This is a genomic window from Bifidobacterium sp. POST2/T3 (B1) (genome assembly GCF_058197115.1).
The window spans coordinates 1-18,709 of record NZ_JBVPQK010000023.1 but is presented as its reverse complement, the minus strand read 5'-3'; the positions used below and the strand labels follow the sequence as shown (position 1 = coordinate 18,709).

The following is an 18,709-nucleotide window of genomic DNA, read 5'->3' as shown; positions in this document are numbered from 1 at the left end:
TCCTTGTAGCCGACGATGGCCCCGATGCTTTCCACTGTGTCGTCGGTCTCCACCAGCAGCGACTTGGCCGCCTCCATGCGGAAGCGTTCGATCTCCTGTGAAATGGTGATGCCGAACTTCTGCCTGTATTTGCGAGACAGGTAACTCTTGTTGTAGTTGAAGTAGTTGGCGATCTGCCCCAGGCTGATGGGTCCCAGAGCGTGAATGCGGATCCAGTCGCGTACCGGCTGCAGCTCGTGCAGATTCATGGATTGGGTGTGCAGCAACTGCCTGGTCTGCATAGTCACCTCATAGAGCACGCAGGCCAGGATGGCGTTCAGATAGCGTTGGTCGCCGTGCATCTGGCAGACGTCCAGCAGTTGGTTGGTGATGACGGTGATTCGATCCATGAGCAGATTCTCACTGTAGGCGGGCAGGAGGATGCTCGAAGTCGCATCTACACCGGGGTCATCGCCAGTGCCCTCGACTGGGGTCAGGCCGGGTAGACTGAAATGCATCCAATCAAACTTCAGGCTCTCAGTGATTGTCCGGAACCCCTGATGCTCCAGGTTGGGCGGGACGATCAGGAAGGTGCCGGGCCCGACCATGTAGCGCGTATCGCCAATCTGCAGCGGCAGCATGCCTTGGATGTTGCAGATGATTTCGAAGGTGCTGATGATGCGTCTGCTGTGTTGCCAGCCCGGGTCGCCGATGAAGGTGCCGGCAGAGACCAGCTCGGGCTGGGGCCGGCTTTCCTGGTCATAGAACAAAGTCATTAAAGTCGACCTCTCATCGGGACGAATCGGTAAAAATGCTCCACGTATTGTGAATTCTAAGCCACCAGACATGAAATGCACCGTCGTTACCATTGAAGTCAGCGTAGGCAGTGGGGCCTAAGCACGTCAGAAGGAGACGGAACGACTGTGGCAGATTGGACCATACCAGCGCAGGGGTTGGTGACCCAGGTGGCTGTAAAGAATCTATACCTCAAAATCATCCACCTTTTCTATAAATTCACCACCATTCCGGGAGCGATGCAATCATGAAACACACGGAGAGCACCTTGGAAGAGGTCAGGGACGACAAGGGCTTCTTCGGACATCCTCGCGCCATCGGAACCCTGGCTCTGGGCAATTTCTGCAACTCGGCCGCCTGGGGCGCCTTCTACGCGCTGATGATCTACTACCTCTACACCCCCTTCTCAAAAGGGCTGGGGTTCTCGCAGGGGGATGCGGCTCTGATGATCGCGGCCATGGGGGCGGCCAACGGATTGCTCAATATCGTGGGCAGCTGGCTGTCTGACAGGGTCCTGGGAATGCGTAAGGCACTGATACTAGGCAACCTACTCAAGGCCATAGCCTTCTTCATCCTGGCTATACCGCCGACCAGTCAGGTCTTCGGGCAGACCATGGCCTACATCGCCCTGGTCTTGCTGTCCATGCCCATCATGGGAATGTCCAACGCCTCCCTGACCGGGCAGCTCTACCGCAAGGAGGACGCCCGCAGGCGCGACGCGGCCTTCACCATCCACCAGTTCGCCAACACGGTGGCCGGGATCATCACCCCGGTCGTGGTAGGCCAGATCGGTCTGAGCAACTACCATATCGGCTTTGCGGTGGCCGGGGTCTTCGCCCTGCTCTACGGCGCAGCTATCTTCTTCACCCAGTACCGGTTCTTCGGACCCCTGGGCGAGGCTCCCATCAAGCCCCTGTCGGCCCGGGAGCGCCAGCGGATACTCAAGGGTCTGGTCATCGGGTTGGTTGTGCTGGCACTGGTCATCGCCGCCCTGGTGATGACCAAGCATTTCAACCTGAATGCCATCATCAATGCTGTCACAACCTTCGCCTTCGTGGTGCCCATCTGCTTCCTGGTCAACCTGTTCGCCAAAAAGGACCTGACTGTCCGTGACCACACCCATCTTCGGGCCTTTCTCTGGTTCTTCTTCGCTCAGATTGTCATGGCCCTGGGCGCCACCCTGCTTACCAGCGCCATCGCCATTTTCCTGGACAAGAAGGTCAACCGGGTGATCTTCGGCATCACCATCGCTCCGGGCTCGCTCCAGGTCATCTACATGATCATGGATCTGATAGCCGGTCCCGTCTTCATCTTCCTGTGGACCAAGACTCGTGCCGGAGCAATCCGGACCACCTATAAGTACGGTATGGGGCTGCTGGTCACGGGTCTGGCCTTCTTCACGCTGACCATACCCTCCCTGATTCTGGGCGGAAGTGGATCCTCCGGCTACTCCCTCTGGTGGGTGCTGATCTACTACGCTTTCATGGCCCTGTCTGACCAGCTCGTTGGTCCGATCGGCAGCTCTCTGGTCTCGGGACTTTCTCCTGAGTCCTACGAGACCCAGCTGCAGACCGCATGGAACCAGACCGCAGCCATCGGCAATGCCATTGCCATCATCTTCTTCAAATTCTTCCAGACGGCCGACCAGCAGGTCTATCTCTTCCCCATCGTGGCTGTGGCCTTGGTGACTGTTGCGCTGGTGCTGGCCGTTTTCAGCCGTCGCATAGAAAGGCAGATGGCGGCATGAGCCAGCAATTCAATATGAGCGGGCCTATTGACATCAACCAGGCCAGCGTTGACGACCCTTTCTGGTCAGCCGAGCAGGAGCTGGTCAGAACAGCGGTCCTGCCCTACCAATGGAGGGCCCTCAACGACCGGGTGCCTGGCGCTTCGCCCAGCTACTGCATGCACAACTTCCGCGCCGCAGCCGCGCTCAACAAGGGGCTGAATGGGCAGGAGGGGAGCGGAGATTTCCAGCCGCCGACTTACACCAATCAGGGATTCCACTGCCTGCCGGAGGATCCGGATCATCCCGATCCGAACAAGTTCTATGGTTACGTTTTCCAGGACACCGACTTCTCCAAATGGGTGGAGGCCGTGGGGTACTCGCTGGCGCATCATCCGGATGCCGAGCTGGAGCGGCTGGCCGACGGGGCTATCGACATCGTCTGTGAGGCACAGCTCAACAGCGGATACCTGGACAGCTACTACATCCTCAACGGGATGAATCGACACTTCACCAATCTCAAGGACCACCATGAGCTCTACTGCCTAGGCCATTTGATAGAGGGTGCCATTGCCTATTACCAGGGCACGGGCAAGACCAAGCTTTTGCATGCGGCCGAGCGGTTCGCCGACTATGTGGCCGCGACCTTCGGACCGGCCGACGATCAGCTGCACGGCTATCCGGGCCATGAGATCGCCGAGATGGCTCTGATCCGCCTGTATGAGACCACTGGCATCAAGCGGTATCTGGACCTGGCGGCCTACTTTGTCAATCAGCGGGGAACAAGTCCCCTCTATTTCGAGCAGGAGGATCGGCAAAGGGCGGCCTATGAGCATGCCGACTTCACTGTCGATGACAGCAGGCCAGCCCCCTACGCCTACTACCAGGCCCATGAGCCGGTGGCCCAGCAACGTCGGGCCGTGGGTCATGCGGTCAGAGCCGGGTATCTGTACGCCGGAGCTGCCGATGTGGCCCGGTTGACCGAGGACCCTGCACTGAATGAGGCGGTGCATGCCCTCTGGCGTGACATCGTTGACAAGAAACTCTACGTCACGGGAGGGGTGGGCGCCGATGCTGATGCCGAATCGCACTCCTACGCCTATGACCTGCCCAACGACACCGGATATTGCGAGACCTGCGCCTCTGTGGCCATGGTCTTCTTTGCGCGGAGAATGCTGCAGCTGGAGCCCAGGTCCGAATATGCCGACGTGATGGAGCTGGCCCTCTATAACACAGTGCTTGACGGCATGGCCATGGATGGCAAGAGTTTCTTCTATGGCAATCCCCTCGAGGTCAGGCCACAGACCAAGCGGAACAAGGATCCCCGCTACAGTTACGTGCCCATCGTGCGCAAACGGTGGTTCGGTTGCGCATGCTGCCCGCCCAACCTGGCCCGGCTGGTCGAATCGGTGCAGGATTACGCTTACACCTTGGCCGAGGATGGGTCCACGCTCTTTGTACATCTCTACATCGGCGGAAGGATCCAGACGGACCTGGGGGAGGGGTCGATTGCACTGCGGGTGCATTCGGAACTGCCTTGGAAGGGTCGAATCAGCCTGGATGTGGAGGAGGCTTCTGGCCACGGCCAGACCACTCTGGCCCTCCGTCTGCCTTCCTGGGCTGGCGGCGATGCAGCTGCCGATGCGGTGACAGTCCATACAGGCCAAGGTTCCTCGGCTGTCATAAGCCGACGTGTGGAACAGGGGTATCTCTACCTTTCCGGTCCTTGGAAGCAGGGCGATCGGATCGACATCGAATTCGACATGCCAGTGCGTGTCGTTGCCGCCAACCCTCTGGTCCGCCAGGATGCAGGTAAGGTGGCGGTGACTAGGGGGCCTATTGTCTACTGCGTTGAGGAAAGGGATAACGGGGCCAACCTGCACCTGCTGCATCTGGACGGCAGCGCCTTGTTGGATGATGCAAGCCGTGTGAAAGTCGAGCCCTTCACCTTCCAGGCAGGAGCGTACCTCGACGATACTCAGGCCGAAGGCCATGTCGACAAGATCAGCCGCAGCATGGTCAGACTGCAGATACCCGCCTGGCGGGAGTCAGCAGAGGGAGCTGATACTGCTCCGCTTTACCGTCAATGGCAACCGGTCCGTCGCATGCCGATCACTGCCACCCTGATTCCCTATTTCGCCTGGTCCAACCGTGGCGAAAACGAGATGAGGGTTTTCCTGGACGTGGATTGAAGGCCATTCGGGACCTTTGCAGATCATGCCTGCATAATGACAGGTTATGTCTAGGCGTTGATGGAGGCACCCGCTTCCGGATACTGTTGACTCATAGAGACATAACGTATCTGAGTGCCTTGGCCATCTGTGTCGATGGCTTCGGGGCCGTGACATTGCCTTGGTCCGCCCGCAGGGAGCTTCGTTTCGACGAGGAGGTTACAGCATGCTTCAGATTGCATGGTCGGACGTGGTGGGGGTCATGGATGCCATCAAATGGTATCTGGTGGTCTTCGCGCTCATCGTCCTTGCTGCCATTATTGTTGCGGCGGTTGCCCGCATCTGGTCTGCTCCAGTTCGCAAACTGGTTCGGTCCAATGCCATAGCCGTGCCCTTGGTGGCTCTGGTTGCCGTGGTCAGCATGATACTGACAGGGCCCATGTCCACACTGTTGAATCTGTCCATGAATTCGGATGCTGCAGGGAAGGCGACGATTTCGGATGCCACTACCGCCAAGGCCGGCAAGGTGGCCAGATCAATCGCTGGAGAAGGATTCGTGCTGTTGAAGAACGATGATGGCCTTCTGCCGCTCACTAAAACCAGGAAGCTCAACCTCTTCGGCTGGGCCTCTGAGAATCCAGTTTACGGAGGGACGGGGTCGGGCGCCATCAACGCCAGCTATGATATTCAATCCCTCAAGGATGGTCTGCATAAGGCCGGTTTCCAGACCAACGATGAGTTGAGCTCGCTCTATTCCAAGCTGGGCAAGCGGGATTCATCCAACAGCACCTTCAACAAAGGCTGGTCCCTGCCAGAGGTCACTGCCGACCGCTACACCGATGATGTCATGGCCAAGGCCAAGGCCTTCTCGGATACGGCGGTGATCACGCTGGCCAGGGTCGGCGGTGAGGGCTACAACGACATGCCTCAGGACATGAGCCAGTTGCCTGCCGACAAGTACCGCAACAATTCCGACAAATATGCAGACTTTCAATCAGGGGAATCGTATCTGGAGGCCTCGCGCACAGAGCGGGACATGATCGACCTGGTCTGCAAAAACTTCGACAAGGTCATTTTCCTCTACAACGGATCAAACCCCATGCAGTTGGGATTCCTCAGAGATCATCCTCAGATTCGTGCCGCCCTCTGGGTTCCTGCGCCCGGCAATGTCGGATTCGATTCCCTGGGGGAAATTCTCTCCGGCCGCATCAATCCGTCTGGACGCACTACCGACACCTTCCTCTATGACATGCGCAAGGCGCCATGGTGGAACAATGCCGCAGCCACGGACTATGAGAATCTGAAAAGCAAGGCCGTCAGCCTACCGGTGGCCAAGGGCGTCACCTTCAAGCTCAAGCCGTCATACATCAACTACGTGGAGGGTATCTACGTCGGGTACAAGTATTACGAGACGGCCGCCTCCGAAGGTGCCATCGACTACGACTCCACGGTTCAGTTCCCATTCGGCTACGGTTTGAGCTACACCAGTTTCAGCCAGCAAATGTCCGACATCAAAGACGAGGGCGATTCGCTCGGGTTCACCGTCACTGTCACCAATACCGGATCCGCTTCAGGCAAGGATACGGTCGAGGTGTACTCCAATCCGCCCTACACCAACGGCGGCCTGGAGAAAGCCACAGCCAACCTGATCGCTTTGAAAAAGACCCGTCTGCTGGATCCCAAGCAATCACAGACCGTCAAGGTGTCCATTCCCAAGGAACAGCTGGCATCCTATGACTATCTGGGCCACAAGGCTTATGTGCTTGAACGCGGTGCTTACGAAATCTCCATCAAGTCCGACTCACATCACGCGATCGATCATAAGGAATATACGGTCGACAAGGACGTGGTCTATGGAAAAGGCAATCCCAGGCCCAGCGACAAGACGGTGGCGACCAATCATATCGACGAAGTCGCCGGCGACGTCCACTACCTGTCCCGCAAGGATCATTTCGCTAACTATGAGCAGGCGACTGCTGCCCCTGCGCTGAAGGAGCTTCCTAAGAAGTATGTCGACCAGTACCATACGAACGCTGATTTCGACAGGGCTACATACAGCCGCAAGCAGGATGCCATGCCCACCACGGGTGCCAAGAACCATTTGAAGCTGGCTCAGCTGCGCGGCGCATCGGCTGATGACCCTCGCTGGGACAAGCTGCTTGATCAGATGTCAGTCAAGGATATGTCCGAGCTCACCTCGATGGCCGGCTTCCAGACGGCTGCTGTTGATTCCATTGGCAAGGTGGCGACAACGGATGCGGATGGTCCTGCGGCCATCAACAACAACTTCACCAAGAAGGGTTCGCTTGGATTCCCGGTAGCCGTGGTTCTGGCCAACACCTGGAGTGCAGACCTGGCACGGCAGTACGGTGAAATCATGGGGAAGATGGCACGTGAGATGGGTATCGTCGGCTGGTATGCTCCGGCAATGAACACTCATCGGACCACCATTGGCGGCCGCAACTTCGAGTACTTCTCGGAGGATGGCGAACTTGCCGGCGTCATTGGCGCCAATGCAGTGGCAGGAGCCAAATCCAAGGGGGTATACGCCTACATCAAGCATTTCGCCCTCTACGATTCGAATGCAATGATGGTCAGCATCTGGTCCAATGAGCAGGCGGCCAGGGAGGTCTATCTACGGCCCTTCGAGATGTCCGTCAAACAGGGCAAGGCCGACGCCACCATGGTCGGCTGGGACTACGTGGGCACCAAGTGGTCCGGAGAACAGGGATGGATCAACACGATTATGCGCAACGAATGGGGCTTCAAGGGCATGGCTCTTACGGACTCTTTCGGTGCTGACGGTCGTGGCTTCATGAATGCAGACAACGCTCTGCCCAATGGAGTGGATGCCATGCTCTCAACCTATGGGAACGGCCCCAACGTGGTCGACGATCCCAAGTCTCCGTCATCGGTGAAGTACCTGCGCCGTGCCAGCAAGCACATCCTCTATACGGTGGTGAATAGTGGCGCTTACGACGACGGTGGAGCGAAGGCGAACGCCATGCCGGCCTGGAAGAAGATAGTGATCGGCGTGGATGTCCTTACGGCCATACTCGCGATTGCCGCCGAGGTTCTATTCATTAGACGCTATCTGCGTCGGCGCTCGCAGGCTGACGCGGTCGTCTCTGGTCGTGGTGACCTGACGGGCCAGAATGGACAGCAGGAATCCTAACGATTCGGGTCTCCAAGGCGGGGCAGGGGCATGATGGCTCCTGCCCCGCCTTGGTATTGATCTCAGAAGCGGAGGCGCAACCTTGCCTGGCCTGCTGTTTTGGTCAGTGCCCAAGGAGCTTGGTCTTTCCCTGATGGCCACGAAATGATTCAGGTAGTGGGTATTAATTTCGCTGCGGTTTTCGAGAGCGACGCAGGGCGGCTAGGATTAGCAGAACCTCCAGAGAGCCGACGATCAATAACAGGATCAGGGCATGCTGGGAGCCATTGATGGTGCCTAGACGACGGTCTGTGACTGCAGCCTGGCCTGCCGCGACGATGGTGGCTGCCAGGCTGCTGCCGATAGCTGCGGCGAACTGCTGGACGGTGTTGAAGATGGCGTTGCCGTCGGCCTGTTGCTTCTGGCTCAGCCGGTGTAGGCCGTTGGTCATGATGTTCCCAAAGCTCAGCCCGATACCCAGCATGAAGAAAATATAGAGTATCAGGATGGCCAGGGTTGTCAGATGGCGGGCCGTCAGGGCAAATCCCAGCAGGCCGATCAAGGCGACACAGCTCCCGCTGATGATGGGTATGCGCGGACCCAGCTGATCATAGAGCCTGCCGGAGAGCGGGGCCAGAATGGCTCCGATCGCCGCGCCCGGCAGCACTACCAATCCGGCCTGCAGCGAGGTGCAGCCATTAACCAACTGCAGGTGGTTGGGCAGGATGAATGAGAGGGCCAGGGCGCTGATCTCAAAGAGGATGTAGGCGCCGACATGCAGGGAGAAGCGGCTGTCCGTGAACAGACGCACGTCGATGATCGGTTGGGCCTGATGCCGGGCTCGGAGGGTGAACACTGCCAGGGCGATAAGCCCCAGGACCAGCGCTCCGCTGAATCTCCAGGAGAGCAATCCTGCCGAGGCGTTGCTAATGCCGAAGATCAAGCCTGCGAAGCCCAGGACCATCAGGAACACGTCAAGCGGATCCAGTCCGGCTGTTTCCCCGTCTGCTGCCACCGGAACCGAAGGTATGCAGGCCAGGCCGGTAGCCAGCGAGATGATCAGTACGGGGATCAGGATGATGAAGACGAAACGCCATCCGATGGTGGTCGCTACCAACCCGCCAAAGGTGGGGCCGACGGCTGGTCCAATAGCTGTGATCAGAGTACCCACGCCCATCATGGTGCCGATACGCTTTGTTGGAACCTCCTGGAGGATGATGTTGAACATCAGAGGCAGGGCGATGCTGGTGCCCAGCCCTTGTATTGCTCTTCCCAGCAATAGGATGGGGAAGACCGGAGCCAGCGCGTCGATGATCAGTCCGATCAGGAAGAGCAGGTTGGCGCACAGAAAGAGGGTACGGCTGCGGAATCGGCGCTTAAGGGCCGCCGAGAGCGGGGTGACGGAGGCGACAACCAGCAGGTAGAGGGTGGTCATCCATTGGACACTGGAGGTCCCGATGCCAAAATGGCTCATGAGGGCAGGGAAAGTGATGTTCATGGCCGTTTCCACGATCACGCCGCAGAAGGACATGATGCCGGTGGCTACTACCGCGCCTATTACCCTGCGGGGGATTGCAGTGCTTTGCGCTGGAGTTCTACTCATGAGCGAGACTCCTTTCCGGCCTGGGACGGATCATCGGAATTCAAGGCGATGAAATAGGCCAGCACGCGGTCGAAAGCATCTAAATCACGCTGGTTGAACCGGCGCTCCATGGCATTCTGCTGACTTTCTATATAGCTCCGCACCGCTTTCTGCAGGCCCCGAGCTTTGGTGGTGAGAGCAATGATGCGTTGGCGGCCGTCCCTGGGGTCGCGTTTGGCGGCGACCAGTCCGCTAGCCTCCATTCGCTGTAGGATTTTTGTTGTTGTGGACGGACGGATGTCGAATTCCATCTCGATGTCCCGCTGGGTGTGGTCCTCGGACTCGCCCAGAAAGTCGATGATGGACATTTGAGTGCCGGTCAGTCCGTACTGGCTCGCGTAGGCATCCATGGATCGTGACATGAGGTTGGCTGCCCGTTTGATTCGTTTGCCGTAGTCTTCGCTCAAAGGCTCTCCTCAGTTAGATTGTTAGCTAACTAATGAATAGTCTCCCGGGTATGGACAAGCTGTTTAGACTCAGATAATTGGTGGCTTTACTGGATCCCCCGCGCAAAACCATGTACGGAGTCGATTCAAGGTTCAACTGGCCCAATGTTGCGGCCGGCTCGCATTGTCGGAATTCGGCAACCTATATCATCTTCTTGCTATGCAAGGAGGATGCCCGATTTCTAGTCTTACCGTACAGGCAAACGGAAGTCTTCTCGTCTGGCTCATATGTAGTTGGTTGGAAGCTAGCTGCGCCTGCATGACATGGTCTATGACAGAGCAGTGCCCGCGATCATGCAAGCGGACAGGGTCCTTATCCGTAGCAATGGCGCTTTAATGCCAGGACCCTGGGATGGGCCGATAGGCGGATAGTCTGACTATTCAGAGAAGAATGAAGGTACAGGACATGAGCATATCCCACAAAATCCTTGCAGGATTGATGGTTGGGGCTGTTCTTCTGACTGGTGCATTGATGGCGACTCCAGCCGTGGCATCGGAAGATGAGCAAACGGTCAAGGGTGAGGCCAAATTTCTGGTATACCGATGGTCCTTCCAAGGATAGGGGGACCTCTTTAGCTTGGTTTGCCAACGCCACAAGCAACTACGGAGAAGAGGGTTCGATCAGTCAATCCAGCGGTAACTCGGCATCTGTCGCAGCTTCAGGCCAACAAGGCGCTGGGGACGTGACTGGCCAGCGAACCGATGCGGATGCGGCGATCTCTGTGGCAGAACCGACCGGTGCTGACAACCAAGGTTGGTACTTCCGATCTACGGCCCATGTGCCACTTGGCGGATCCGCGGCCATGCCTCAAACAGTGACTCCCTATTACCCTGGGGTCAGGGGGGAGCCGGTACCTTTGATTTGGAAAACTGAGGCCGTTGATGTGGGCAGAGAGGGAACCTATCAGGTTCAAGGCGTTGCCACTGTTTTTCTTCGGCAACACAATCCCTTGTCAGGCATCAAGGTTGACCCTCATACTGTCAGCTGGGATTGGACTGATCCTCAAGGAAAGGTGGACCGAGCGCATGAGGGGGCTGTGGTGCCTGTGAAGGGTACTCTGCTCATAAATAAGTTGAGAGCGTTCCCTGCCCTGTCTTTCAGCCTTTACCTGGTTGCATCCAAACCATAGAACGTGGCTGACCAAGGTTGAATACGCGGACGATGGGGCGAGCTGGAAGCCGCTGCGGAAGGTCGTCAACAACCCGCAGCCTGGTCAGAAATCTGGCTTGTTGTGTTGGCAACCACTGCTCAGTCAACGTCCAAGATGGTGATACGGCTAGGAAAGCCATTGATGGACACCTTGCCTCGGGCAGGTCCACCAAGCGGCATCTTCGAATGTCAATCCGACAGTTACCTTCACCTTCGACAAAATCCGGACTATCAGCCTAGTCAAAACCGTCTTCCACTGGGATGGGCGAGTATTCTGGCCGAAGGCGCAGACCATGGAATATTGCGATCGATCCGGCAACTGGCACCGACTAGCAAACAAGACGAGATGGTATCTTCCTCAGGCCAGTGGTGCTGATGCCTCTACTAAAGCCGATGCGCCGACGGCGGCTTTCGCCTTGTCCGGCTCTGTCGAGGCAAAGGCAGTGCGGCTTGTCAACAATCTTCAGGATGCCAAAACGTATATCAACGTGGCCGGGATTAAGGTAAACGGTACGGGGAGTCTCTCAGACTTCGAGCCTTAACTGGGCAATGATGCCGACCTGGCTGATTTGCGCTTGGATGGACAGACTATTCAAGATTTCTCAGCTGAGCGCAATGATTATGTAGTCGATTTGCCGGCGGGTTCCCAAAGCAACCCCGTTTTGCAGGCCTTCAGCTGGGACAATGCAGCTAAGGTGGTTCAGACTGATGAAAGAACGAATATTGGTGGTAAGAGCTTCATTACCGTCACATCTGCTGACGGGCTTCGACTCTACTGTGGCGGGCAAAAAGACCATCATCGTTGCTTACTGCGGAGCGAACGCCAGCTTCAGTATTTGGGCCAAGGCCCGCGGGCAGAACGCGTCTGGTACAGAAACTGAAGGTTTGCACGGGAAGCATTCTTCGCTTGGTGGACCTTCACATACGGTCATGACACATTTAGGAACTTCAATAATCTCGGTAGCCTCACTGGTCGGGACTCTTGTACTGACGTCATTCGGAGCATTGTTTGGCAGACGATATCAGTCAAGCAAGCGATAAGGGCAGTCCTGGTGTCTCAGCTTCTCACACTATGGGAGGTTCTGGTTCACTAATGTTGTCATTGGTGAACCAGTCTCGTCCTCGGCGGTCAGAAAGCAGACGCAATACAGCGAAAGCAATATTTCGATATTAGATAGCAGTTTTCATGTACGGAGCCTTGTATTTGTTTATAGACTGAAAGTACGTTAATGATTGTACTATCAACGTAATGAAAAGAGGCACAAGGATGTGTGCATGTGGAAAACAGTCGTGACCGTTTACAGCAAAACATCTACATTCAACAGAGTTGTCTGAATGGTTGACAGTTTCTGACATCTAGATGCTCAACGGCCAATTGGTGGGGCGTCCGTCCCTCAATTCTGGTTTGTTGACCCAGTTCTTCTTCGTCGTTGTTGACGGTGGAAGTTGGGTTCACGCATCAGACATCTCAAAGGAGAATAATGACATTTCCCAAATCGGCGGCAGGGCCAGCTGATGTTGTGAACAATCAGCAACCGAGCACCGTCAACAAGCACAGGCGTGATTGGCGCGGTTGGAAGTTCATGGGGCCTTTCGCTGTGGCTTTCCTGTTGGTGTTCATAATCCCGATCATCTACGCAGTTTATATTTCTTTCTTTGAAAAACGAATGGTCGGCGGTACGGTTTTCGCCGGGCTCAGCAATTACAAACGTTTGTTCGCAGACGGTCATTTCTGGAGTTCGGTCGGCCGTGTCAGTGCTTTTACGCTGATCCAGGCGCCGCTCTGCCTCTTTCTGGCAGCCTTGCTGGCTCTGGCGATTGACTCCATGAGATTGCATGGAACCAAATTCTTCCGGATTTCTACCTTCCTGCCTTATGCCGTTCCTGCCGTCGTGTCCACGCTGATCTGGGGATTCATGTACGGAGCCAAGTATGGACTGGTCGGTTCTTTCAATTCATGGACTGGCTTGCACCTGGACCTGCTGGCTTCCAATATTCTTCTGGTGTCTATCGGTAACATCGTGACCTGGGAATACACCGGCTATAACATGCTGATCTTCTATTCCTCCCTGTCTACGATTCCACATTCACTCTATGAGGCGGCGGCAATCGACGGGGCCAGCGAATGGCAGATCGTCAGACGGATTAAGATGCCGGAGTTGCGTGGAAGTCTGGCAATCACCGTGATTTTCAGCATCATCGGCTCCTTCCAGCTCTTCAATGAACCCTCGATCATGCAGAACATGGTGCCTGGGAACACCATCACTAGCTACTACACGCCGAATATGTACGCCTACAGTCTGAGCTTCGCGGGCAACCAGTCGAATTATGCTGCGGCCCTGGCCATTGTCATGGCGGTGATCACCATGGCGATCGCTTATGCGGTCCAGTTGAACAGTCTGAAGGAGCAGATGAAATGACCTCTGACATTTTGGATGAGACGCCTTCAGCGATTCGGGCGCGTGAACGCAGACGTGCCAAGCGAGTGGCCAGGGATGAAAGGGCGGAACGCAAACGCGCCGCAAAAAACGGATTCTCCAATCCCGCGAACCCCCGTCGCTCGATGACACTGACGCTGGTTACCGGCATCTTCGCTCTGTACTGCCTGTTTCCATTCGCCTATCTGATCATCAACGCCACTAAGACGCAGTCTGACTTCACCTCGACCTTCGGCCTCTGGTTTGGTCACACCTTCGCGCTTTGGGACAACATAACCACAGTCTTCACCTATGAGGACGGCATCTTCGGACGTTGGCTTTTGAACACGCTGCTCTACGTGGTAGTGGGAGCGGGTGGCGCAACCGTACTGGCCATCATGGGCGGGTACGCTTTGGCCAAGTTCACGTTCCCTGGCCGCAAGGCAGTCTTCGCTGTTGTGCTGGGTTCCATCAGTGTGCCTGGCATTGCCCTTGCTGTTCCTCAGTTTCTTCTGTTCGCCAAGATGGGTTTGACCAATACGCCCTGGGCCATGATTCTGCCTAGCCTTATCAGTCCCTTCGGCTTGTACCTCATGTGGATATTCTCCGAGCAGGCTGTTCCTACAGAGCTCCTGGAGGCGGCCAGGGTTGACGGTGCGGGGGAGTTCAGAACCTTCCTGACCATCAGTCTGCCCCTGCTGGCTCCTGGAATCGTCACCACGGCCTTGTTTGCCATAGTGGCCACCTGGAATAACTACTTCCTGCCCCTGATCATGTTGAAGGATGCCAATTGGTACCCCCTGACCATCGGACTGAACCAATGGAAGAACCAGGCCAACACTGCCGGCGGTCACGCCATACAGAATCTCGTCATCACCGGATCGCTGATCACTGTCATTCCTCTGATGATCGCTTTTCTGATTCTCCAGCGGTACTGGCAGTCCGGATTGGCTGCAGGTGCGGTCAAGGAATGAGTGAATTTTTGCGATTGCGGCCACTTAAACCAATCGCAGGGTGAGTGGCCGGGAAGGGAGTCTTTCGTCGTCATGCGGCAAGGATTCATGCCAATAAAAGCTGATGAAAAGCACTAAGAGAAAAGAGTGATGTAATGAAACATGCAAAAGGGCTGAAGCGTCTAGTGGCTTGTGCCGGCGTGCTGGCCATGTTTCTCGGTGTCACCGCCTGCGGCGGTAGCAAGCAGAGCAGTGGCGACGAGAATGTGGAGCTGAACGTCTGGGCATGGGAGCCCACCTTGAAGGCCGCAACCAAGGAGTTCGAGAAGAAGTACCCGAACATCAAGATCAAGCTGCAGAACGCCGGGACAGCCAAGGAGCAGTACACGGCGCTTGACAACGCCTTCCAGGCAGGCAAGGGGGCACCCGATGTGGCGCAAATCGAACTTTATGCCCTCAGCCAGTATGCCATCAATGATCGGCTGACTGATCTGAGTGACAGGACCAAGGGCTACTCGAAGTTCTACAATCCCGGCACTTGGAATTCGGTTCTGGTCAACAAAAAGCCCTACGGACTGCCCTTTGGTTCTGGAGCCATGGCCTTCTTCTACAACAAGGATGTGTTTGACAAGGCTGGCGTTGATGCGACCCAGATCAAGACCTGGGATCAGTATTACGAGGCTGCTAAGAAGATTCGGGCGGTGGGTTCCTACATCGCTGCCGATTCCGGTGACGCGGGCTTCTTCGACGCCATGATATGGCAGGCCAACGGGCATCCTTACAAGCTGTCCGCAGATGGCAAGGATCTGTCCATCAACCTCGATACCGACAAGGGGACTCAGAGTTTCATCAAGTGGTGGCAGAAGATGATTGACGAGGATTTGGTCGACACCAAGACCGTCATCTGGACCGAGGACTGGAACAAGAGCCTGAACAATGGCAAGCTCGCCTCTGCACTGATCGGCTGCTGGATCCCAACTACGCTGGTCAACGTGGCACCTGACCAAGCTGGCAAGTGGAGGGTCACTACCATGCCCACCCAGGATGGATCCGCGGTCAACTCCAACCATGGCGGTTCGTCGCTGGCGATTATGGCTTCAAGCAAGAAGACCGATGCAGCCTATAAGTACATTGATTTCATCTCGCGGAACCAGGCCAGCATTGACGCTCGCGTGGCAGGCGGTTCATTCCCCGACGATGTGAAGACCACCGAATCGAAGAAGTTCAAGGAGGCCACCACCGTCAAGAACACCAAGGGCGATGACATCGAATACTTCGGCGGTCAGAAGTATAACGAGGTTCTGGCCAAGGCGGCAAGCGATGTGATCCCTGGCCACGCCACGCTGCCCTTCGAGGTCTATGCGCGGACCGTATTCGCTGACGACGTCGGTTCCGCCTACACCGACAAGAAGATCACTCTGAAGCAGGGTGTGGATGCATGGCAGAAGCACCTGAAGGAATACGGTAAGCAGCAGGGCTTCAACGTGCACTGATCTTCATAAAGTAATGGGAATTCTGCCGTTGCCTTGTATTGTTTGAGTATGAGGTAACGGCGTTGCCGTATTGGCAAGGACGAAGCTGCCGGTTGCTTGAGTATTCCTGGCTTCATTTAAAGGTCGTCAGGCGTGGCTGTCGTGATTCGTGGGGAAATTGGTTTGTGCGGAAAGGAGGGTACGTCATGGCGAAGCCTGCTGAACACGGCATCGATGTCAATGCCTCTGACTTTTTGATTCACACTCCTTCGGCTATTGCGCGAACAACTTTCTTCTATCCGTTGAGGGTGGGCAAATTCTCCTATGAACCCGGCTACAGGCTGGAGCGACGATCCTTTGACAGCTATCTGATCATTCATATCGATAGCGGCAGGCTGAAGCTGGATCTGCCCGAAGGTTCGTTCGTAGCTGAGGAGGGCCGGTTTGCGCTGGTCAACTGCTATGCACACCATGCCTACGGCACCGATGTTCCAACGACAGCCCAGTGGCTCCACTTCGACGGCATCATGGCTCGGCCATACTACGACTACATCATCAGGAAGCTGAGCAATGTCTTCATGCTTTCCTCCGAGACCTATGCCTTGGAGCGGATGCGGACCATTACCTCCTTGATGACGGCGGAAAACGGCTATTCGGAAGCGAGGATGTCCAAATACATCACTGACCTGCTCACCGAGTTTGCCGATGAGCAGCCGCGATCCTTCAAACGGAAGCAGGAAGAGGTGGTGGAGGACACAATTGCCTATGTGTCCTCCCACTTGTATGAGCCGCTCACCGTCTCGGAGCTGGCCAAGCGGGTCTTCCTGAGCGAGTACCACTTCATTCGATTGTTCAAGCAGGAGACCGGCATCACGCCGCATGCCTACCTGGTGGACTCCCGTATCCATGCTGTGCAGTATTTGCTGGTGAATACCGGGATGTCCATACGTCAGATTTGTCAGCAGTGCGGTTTCACATCCGAATCCTCACTGTGCGCCTCCTTCAAGAAGAGCACGGGCATGACGCCCATGAAGTATCGCAGACTCAAGCAGGGCGAGTAACTGACACGTATTGATTGGGCTGTCGGCTCCGGCGGCTTACCTGTATAAACGCATTTTTAAAATGCGCGTTTTACTCAATCTTACAGCCTGGCCTTCTACGGATCTGTCCTTCGACATTGGCAGGGTCGAAGGTGAACGATAATGCCTTATCGTAATTCGGCATGGAATGCCGCTGTTAATCCCGTTGCGCAACTTATGCTGCAACGGAATTAACAGCAGCCAATCTGCCGGGCAGGCCGCCGAGCCAAGTCAGATCATGTCTAAGCAAAACCACGCTCGTACTTGCTCAGTCAGGCTCTCTTTCTAGCTACCATCGAGAAGGTCAGGGGGATTCGAGGCTGATTGTGGGGCATGGTCCATCCCTGCAGTTCTGGGCTGTACTCAAGCATTGGCAGTGACTGCCAGTCGTCCACATTATGCTCGCCGATGGCCTCTATAGTCAGTCCGGCATCCAGAAGAGCGTTGCTTATTTCCTGGAAGTCATGAGCCCAATTGTGATTGGTGGTGTGGGTAATTTGAGGTTTTGTCCCATCTTCGAGCGAGTCGGTTGCTGACGTGTAGCTTTGATCCGTCTCGTAGGTCGTTTCTGTTCCGCCAAAATAATCTTGAACTATCGACATGCCCTCATTGTTCAAGGCGAAAAGCAGGGGATGGTTGTCGCGGATCATGAATATTCCACCGTCTGTTAGCAGGGAGGCGATTGAACGAGCCCAGTCTTTCAGATCGGGAAGCCAGGTGATGGTTCCGCAGCTGGTGACGATTACATCGAATGAGCCTTTCTGATCAGGCATGGCATCGGCAGCACAACGAGCATCGCTTTGAACATAGGTTATGGTTGCGCCGGCGCGTTCAGATAACTTCCTGGCATAATCCAGTGAGGTGGGAGAGAAATCCAGGCCATATACGTCTCGTGCTCCCAAGCGCCACCACGATAGGGTATCAGAGCCTATGTGGCATTGCAGATGCAAAAGACGTAACCCTTTGATGCTGTGTTCGGGCAGATGGGGCTTCAAAACCTCCAGATCGCGCAAGGTCACTGGCGACAGGGCCGATGGATCATCCGCAAAAGCGTCAAGGTCTCCATAGCCACCGTTGGCGTGCAGAACTGCCCTGTCATTCCAGTTGAGGAGATTATCCTCTACATCCTCGTTCTGGTGCATTTGATGAGACATGGGGTTCCTTTCGGATGAGGCTTATCGACAATGATCGAGCCGGTCAATGTTCAAAACAGATTTTCAAGTGCAAATTTGTGCAGGTTTGTCAGTCACGCACGAATATGCAACTTTTTTATTATCCTCAATATCCACTGCGTCGGCAAATACGGGGTGCCTAGGAGCGATTCGCGTAATCCAATCGTATTTTTAACTTTGAGTTGAGTCTTTCCCGACTATTGATTGCGTTAGGGTCCTTATATCAGGTTCTGCTATGGTGTCAACAAGTCTATCGATGCTGTGTCATGAACTATGGGATACAACATCTTATCGGCTACCACGCCACGCAAGCCCCCCCCCCCCTGGATTCTTTTGAAAGCGTTGTGTAGGACACAGAGTGCTACGAGTCCAGGCACGGGTAGGGGGATGTAAGCCCTCTCGACAATGAACTTTTCGGTTTCCTCGTCTTGTATACGTGACACCTGAAAATGGGATGCTCGATACGCAGCACAACACAACAGGAAAGAGGAACACGTGAATACCATGAGCAAGAATCCGGCAAACATGTTCGAGCGACTGGTTCCTGGACATA

General features: G+C 55.7%; 13 protein-coding genes. 9 read left to right on the top strand and 4 right to left on the bottom strand.

Going from position 1 to position 18,709, the window contains the following annotated elements:
• Window positions 1-755, bottom strand: a 755-nt coding sequence (locus AC0AP0_RS02380; RefSeq protein WP_490429248.1) for a helix-turn-helix transcriptional regulator, incomplete at its 3' end; no start/stop codon positions are given.
• Between the two features lie 266 nt (window positions 756-1,021).
• On the opposite strand from AC0AP0_RS02380, the gene AC0AP0_RS02375 reads away from it, so the two are divergent.
• From AC0AP0_RS02375 to AC0AP0_RS02365, 3 genes are all read left to right on the top strand, one after another.
• The gene (locus AC0AP0_RS02375; RefSeq protein WP_490429247.1) at window positions 1,022-2,521 is read left to right on the top strand and encodes an oligopeptide:H+ symporter; all 1,500 of its coding nucleotides are present in this window, start codon (window positions 1,022-1,024) and stop codon (window positions 2,519-2,521) included.
• Entirely contained in the window at window positions 2,518-4,692 is a 2,175-nt protein-coding gene (locus tag AC0AP0_RS02370; protein ID WP_490429246.1) for a glycoside hydrolase family 127 protein, read from the top strand. Before AC0AP0_RS02375 ends, AC0AP0_RS02370 begins: the two co-directional genes overlap by 4 nt.
• 205 nt (window positions 4,693-4,897) lie before the next feature.
• Entirely contained in the window at window positions 4,898-7,846 is a 2,949-nt protein-coding gene (locus AC0AP0_RS02365) for a glycoside hydrolase family 3 protein (RefSeq protein WP_490429245.1), read from the top strand.
• Window positions 7,847-8,009: 163 nt separating this feature from the next.
• On the opposite strand, the gene AC0AP0_RS02360 is transcribed toward AC0AP0_RS02365, so the two are convergent.
• Both AC0AP0_RS02360 and AC0AP0_RS02355 read right to left on the bottom strand, forming a co-directional pair.
• Window positions 8,010-9,428: an MFS transporter gene (locus AC0AP0_RS02360; protein WP_490429244.1), complete on the bottom strand. Its 1,419-nt coding sequence runs from the start codon at window positions 9,426-9,428 to the stop codon at window positions 8,010-8,012.
• Window positions 9,425-9,874: a MarR family winged helix-turn-helix transcriptional regulator gene (locus AC0AP0_RS02355; protein ID WP_490429243.1), complete on the bottom strand. Its 450-nt coding sequence runs from the start codon at window positions 9,872-9,874 to the stop codon at window positions 9,425-9,427. The genes AC0AP0_RS02360 and AC0AP0_RS02355 overlap by 4 nt, the downstream gene beginning before the upstream one ends.
• 539 nt (window positions 9,875-10,413) lie before the next feature.
• On the opposite strand from AC0AP0_RS02355, the gene AC0AP0_RS02350 reads away from it, so the two are divergent.
• From AC0AP0_RS02350 to AC0AP0_RS02325, 6 genes are all read left to right on the top strand, one after another.
• Window positions 10,414-11,043 (top strand): Ig-like domain-containing protein, encoded by a 630-nt coding sequence (locus tag AC0AP0_RS02350; protein ID WP_490429242.1) that lies wholly within the window; start codon window positions 10,414-10,416, stop codon window positions 11,041-11,043.
• A gap of 313 nt (window positions 11,044-11,356) precedes the next feature.
• Window positions 11,357-11,605 carry a hypothetical protein gene (locus tag AC0AP0_RS02345; RefSeq protein WP_211121119.1) on the top strand — a complete coding sequence of 83 codons (249 nt, stop codon included), beginning with the start codon at window positions 11,357-11,359 and terminating at the stop codon, window positions 11,603-11,605.
• A 939-nt stretch (window positions 11,606-12,544) separates the two neighbouring features.
• Entirely contained in the window at window positions 12,545-13,483 is a 939-nt protein-coding gene (locus tag AC0AP0_RS02340) for a carbohydrate ABC transporter permease (protein WP_490429249.1), read from the top strand.
• Entirely contained in the window at window positions 13,480-14,454 is a 975-nt protein-coding gene (locus AC0AP0_RS02335; protein WP_198184058.1) for a carbohydrate ABC transporter permease, read from the top strand. Before AC0AP0_RS02340 ends, AC0AP0_RS02335 begins: the two co-directional genes overlap by 4 nt.
• 134 nt (window positions 14,455-14,588) lie before the next feature.
• On the top strand, window positions 14,589-15,926 hold the full coding sequence (locus AC0AP0_RS02330) for an ABC transporter substrate-binding protein (protein WP_154313318.1): 1,338 nt from the start codon (window positions 14,589-14,591) through the stop codon (window positions 15,924-15,926).
• A 185-nt stretch (window positions 15,927-16,111) separates the two neighbouring features.
• Window positions 16,112-16,966: a helix-turn-helix domain-containing protein gene (locus tag AC0AP0_RS02325; RefSeq protein WP_490429241.1), complete on the top strand. Its 855-nt coding sequence runs from the start codon at window positions 16,112-16,114 to the stop codon at window positions 16,964-16,966.
• Window positions 16,967-17,256: 290 nt separating this feature from the next.
• On the opposite strand, the gene AC0AP0_RS02320 is transcribed toward AC0AP0_RS02325, so the two are convergent.
• Window positions 17,257-18,138: a class I SAM-dependent methyltransferase gene (locus AC0AP0_RS02320; RefSeq protein WP_490429240.1), complete on the bottom strand. Its 882-nt coding sequence runs from the start codon at window positions 18,136-18,138 to the stop codon at window positions 17,257-17,259.
• Between the last annotated feature and the right edge of the window lie 571 nt (window positions 18,139-18,709).